This is a genomic window from Planomonospora antibiotica (assembly GCF_014647955.1).
In the GTDB taxonomy this organism is placed as follows: domain Bacteria; phylum Actinomycetota; class Actinomycetes; order Streptosporangiales; family Streptosporangiaceae; genus Planomonospora; species Planomonospora parontospora.
This window is the reverse complement of the sequence record NZ_BMQE01000109.1, coordinates 1-4,302: the sequence shown is the minus strand read 5'-3', so window position 1 is coordinate 4,302 and position 4,302 is coordinate 1. Positions and strand designations below refer to the sequence as shown.

The following is a 4,302-nucleotide window of genomic DNA, read 5'->3' as shown; positions in this document are numbered from 1 at the left end:
CTACGGAGCCGTGGGGACCACTACTTGGCCACCAGCGGCGACACGCACTTGGCCGTTGACACAGGCCAAGCGTGACAGCGCATCTACGATGCTCGGTAGCATCAAGAGACCATGGGAGGGAGCCGATATGGTGCGTGGCCTGGGAGAGCTGGAGTCCACGATCATGGAACGCCTATGGTCGTATCGCCGTCCCGCGTCGGTGCGCGACGTGGTGGAGGACCTTCGCCAGGATCGGGAGATCGCCTACACCACCGTCATGACGGTGATGGACAAGCTGCACGAGAAAGGTCTGCTCAAACGCCGATCGGCCGGTCGTGCATACGTTTACGAGACGATGGCCAGCCAGGAGGCCTACACCGCGCAGCTGATGCGCGACACTCTGGCGGCAAGCGGCAACCAGGCGGCCACGCTGGTGCACTTCCTGGAGCGCCTGACCCCTGAAGGAGCCTCCGCGCTGCAGGCCGCCCTGCAGGTCTACTCACCCAGGGGTCACGCATGATCGTGTCGATGGTCCTGGTGCTGTACGCCGTCGCCGCCGTACTCGTGCTGCCTCGGCTGCTGAGTCGGGGCGCGTGGGCCGAGCGGGCGCCGCGCCTGGCGATCTGCGTGTGGCTGGCCGCCTGCGCCTCGGCGATCGCCTCCATGGTCCTGGCCGGCGTGGCCGCCGCGGTGCCCGGCTCCGTGGTCGGGCATGGCTTGGCGGGTTTCTTCGAGGCCTGTGCCGCCATGCTGTCCGGCGGGACCGCCCTGGCCTCCGCCGAAGCCCGCCTCGCATTGCTCGGCTCCGGCCTGATCATCGCCAGGTTCACCTACTGCGCGGCCGCCGTGCTGCTCCGGGCGCGGCGCGAGCGGCGCCACCATGCCCAGATGTTGGCCCTCCTTGGTTGTCACGACGGCGAGCTGGGTGCGGTGGTGCTCACCTACGACGAGCCCGCAGCCTACTGCGTGCCCGGCCGCAGGGGCCGGGCCGTCATCACCACCGGGGCCCTGCAGTCATTGGCTCCTGAAGAGGTGGCCGCCGTGCTCGCCCACGAGCGAGCACACCTGCGGGGAAGACATCACCTGGTGCTGGCCGCCGCCGAAGCCCTGGTCCGAGCCTTCCCCGGCCTGCCGCTGTTCGAACGGGCCAGAGCCGAGGTTGCCCGCCTGATCGAGCTTCTGGCCGATGACGTCGCCGCCCGCCGTCACCCCCGCATCCATATCGCCTCCGCCCTGGTACGGCTGGCCACCGGGCAGACGCCGGCCTTCATGCTGGGCGCGGGGGGCGAGACCGCTCTTACCCGGGTGCGCCGCATGCTCGGACCCGAGGTCCCGTTGTGCCGCCGCGAGCGGCTGGCGGGCATGGTCGCGGTCGCCGTCCTGCTGGCCGGGCCCGCCGCCATCGCCGCACTCCCCGGCGTGAGCTCGTTCGTGGCCCACCACTGCCACCAACTCGCCATCTTCTGAGCCGTCTACGATGACTGATAGTAGATTGAGGTAGGCTGCCCGTATGACTTCAGTCCGCGCAGCCGCCGTTGTGGTGATCGCGGCCCTCTTCGGCGCGGCGTGCTCCGGGCAGCCGTCTCCGATCGCCACCTCTGCTCCGGACGATCCGGGCGTCGGGCATATCCACGGTCTCGGTGTCGATCCCGCTGACGGGAGCATCTATCTCGCTGGGCACTACGGGCTCTTCCAGGTGCGGTCGCCGCAAAGTGCCGTGCGCGTGGCCGACCGGATCGCCGATCACATGGGCTTTACCGTGGTGGGGCCGAAGACCTTCCTGGCCAGCGGTCATCCCGGCGCGGCGGAGATGTCCACCGGCGGCGCCCCGCACCTGGGGCTGATCCGCACCACGGACGCCGGTGCCAGCTGGAGTCCGGTGTCGGAAGCCGGCGTCGCCGACTTCCACGCCATCCAACCGGCCGGAAGCAGCCTGTACGCCTACGACAGCCAGACCAGCCGGGTACGGCGCAGCACCGACGGGGGCCGTACCTGGGTCCAGGGGGCGCAGATGCAGGTGGCCGACCTCGCCGGCAACGCCGTACAACCGGACCGGGTCTACGCCACCACCCCTGATGGCCTGCAGGTGAGCGAGGACGGCGGTGCGAGCTTCACCGTGCTGCCTACAGCTCCGCTGCTGTCTCATGTCGACGCTCCCACCAAGAACGCCCTGGTCGGAGTCGGAGCAGACGGCCAGGTCCACACCAGCAAAGACGCTGGCAAGACCTGGCAGGCCACAGGCGAGATCTCGGGCCAGGTGACGGCCTTCACCGCCGTCGACGGCCAGCGCCTTCTCGCGGCCCTGGCTGAGGGCACGGTTGTGGAGTCGAGGAACGCGGGCACCGATTTCTCCGTCGCCTACCGACCTGCGCAAAGCTGATTGCAAGAGTATCGCCGCGCTCACCGGCCTCGGCCTCGTGTCCTGGGCTCGTCCCAGCCGACTTGCGGTCTGCTACGGGTGCGCCTCCCTTCCTCCAGCCGACCGCCGTCTTTCACTCTCCGCTGCCGCGGTCATCGAGAGGGGGGCCAAAACCGGTTGTCCCACGCCTCCGGACCGTCGTCCGGCCACCTCCGACACTCCCCAACCCGGTCCGGCGTAGGTCCGGCTCAGGCGGGTACCGCACCGTCAGCACATCCGCTACCAGAGGGGAGAGAAGATGACGACTGCGACGAAGCCGATGATGGAGACGTATCCGGCCGAGATCAACCTCGACCGGACCAAACTCGCCGCCACCATCGACTCGCTGATCACGTGCAGCGAAGCGTGCACGGCCTGCGCCGACGCATGCCTGAGCGAGGGCATGGTCGCCGAGCTGACCAAGTGCATCCGCACCAACATGGACTGCGCCGACATCTGCGCCACCACCGCCCGGGTGCTGTCACGGCACACCGGCTACGACGCCAACATCAGCCGCACCCTGCTGGAGGCCTGCGCCATGGCGTGCAAGTCCTGCGGCGACGAGTGCGCCCGCCACGCCGAGGCGCACGAGCACTGCCGCATCTGCGCCGAGGCCTGCCGCTCCTGCGAGCAGGCCTGCCGTGACCTGCTGGCCAGCATGAGCTGAAATCAGCGCCGGACCTCCCCTCCCCCCGGGGAGGCAGCGCAGACGTTACCGGGGCATCGCCGGACGCCGCCGGGATCGCGCCGTCCGGCGACGACCAAGCCTGCCGGTGGAGCGTCGTCCGCCGTGTCACCACTCACATCATCGCGGCCCTCGCCCGCCAGGACGGCAGGAAACCCCGCCTGCATAGCGGTTGGTTCGCGATGCGCGTCTGGCTATGACGGCTCCAGATCCCAAACCAAACCGTCCTAGCCACGCGTCGCGTGCCGTCCGGGCCGAGACCACGTACGGGGTACGCCGTACAGCAGCGCCACCGCCCGTCGGTGACCCCTGGCATCACGGACAACAGGTCCGCGCGCCCCACCACGGGCAATAGTCGGCTTTGGCCCGCTCTCGGTGATCGCGGTAGCGCAGAGTGAGGCGCGGCGGTCGGCTGGAGGGCAGGAGGCACTCCTGCAGGAGGTCGATGTCGGCTTGGTGGCGCCCCTGCGGGCCGGTTGCCTCACGCACGGTCGCCCCATCATCGAGAGCAGGCCAGACCTCGTCACGTCCGCGCGCAACAGGTGCGACGGCTTGTCTCCACCGTCAGGGCGACCGGGCCCGCGATGGCACCTGCCAACCTGGGCATCGTCTCCTATCGAGGACCGTTGATTGACGCGGCTTTTCCTCAGGCGATGCCGAAAGCGGCCGATGAACGGGATGAGACAACCGGGGATGTGCCCTCGCTGACCAGCGGGACCAGGCTCTGGATGTTTCCTGTCCGGCCTCCATGGGGCTCAGACCGATCAATGACCGCTGTACCCCTGGCGACCGCTGAACCGCCGGGTCGAGGTGGTCGTCCTGCCCGACCTCGATGCCCGAACCAAGGTACTGCTGCCCACCATTGCGGGCGCGTTCAGCACGAGTAACTGACACCCATTGGGGAGAACATCATGGCCACCGCGACGCTGAAATCCGCCCCCGATGCCGGGGAGGCGAAGGACGACGGCAAGAAGTCGAAGAAGAAGCTTTTCATTATCGCCGGAGCCGTGCTCGCCCTGGTGGGTGCCGCAGCGGCCTACTTCCTGCTTTTTGCCGGGAGCGGGAAGGCGGAGGAGCCTAAGCCGGAGCCCGGCGCCATCGCCGCCCTGGATGCGATCACCATCAACCTGGCCGACGGGCACTTCCTCAAGCTCAAGATGGCTTTGCAGGCCACCAAGGCCTGGGTTCCGCAGCTAATCAGGGTTCTGGGCCACGGGTGAGGGTGTAGGTGCTGGTCAGA

General features: G+C 68.7%; 5 protein-coding genes. All 5 read left to right on the top strand.

Annotation, left to right across the window (positions count from 1 at the left end; translation table 11 throughout):
• Nucleotides 1-127: 127 nt before the first annotated feature.
• The 5 genes from IEZ06_RS35450 (at nucleotide 128) to IEZ06_RS35430 (ending at nucleotide 4,282) form a co-directional block, all read left to right on the top strand.
• Nucleotides 128-499 carry a BlaI/MecI/CopY family transcriptional regulator gene (locus IEZ06_RS35450; protein WP_229799144.1) on the top strand — a complete coding sequence of 124 codons (372 nt, stop codon included), beginning with the start codon at nucleotides 128-130 and terminating at the stop codon, nucleotides 497-499.
• On the top strand, nucleotides 496-1,446 hold the full coding sequence (locus IEZ06_RS35445) for a M56 family metallopeptidase (protein ID WP_189241043.1): 951 nt from the start codon (nucleotides 496-498) through the stop codon (nucleotides 1,444-1,446). Before IEZ06_RS35450 ends, IEZ06_RS35445 begins: the two co-directional genes overlap by 4 nt.
• Nucleotides 1,447-1,489: 43 nt before the next feature.
• Nucleotides 1,490-2,359, top strand: coding sequence for a F510_1955 family glycosylhydrolase (locus IEZ06_RS35440; RefSeq protein ID WP_189241042.1), 870 nt, complete (start codon nucleotides 1,490-1,492; stop codon nucleotides 2,357-2,359).
• Between the two features lie 277 nt (nucleotides 2,360-2,636).
• The gene (locus IEZ06_RS35435) at nucleotides 2,637-3,044 is read left to right on the top strand and encodes a four-helix bundle copper-binding protein (RefSeq protein WP_189241041.1); all 408 of its coding nucleotides are present in this window, start codon (nucleotides 2,637-2,639) and stop codon (nucleotides 3,042-3,044) included.
• 929 nt (nucleotides 3,045-3,973) lie between these two features.
• Entirely contained in the window at nucleotides 3,974-4,282 is a 309-nt protein-coding gene (locus IEZ06_RS35430; protein WP_189241040.1) for a hypothetical protein, read from the top strand.
• Nucleotides 4,283-4,302 lie beyond the last annotated feature (20 nt).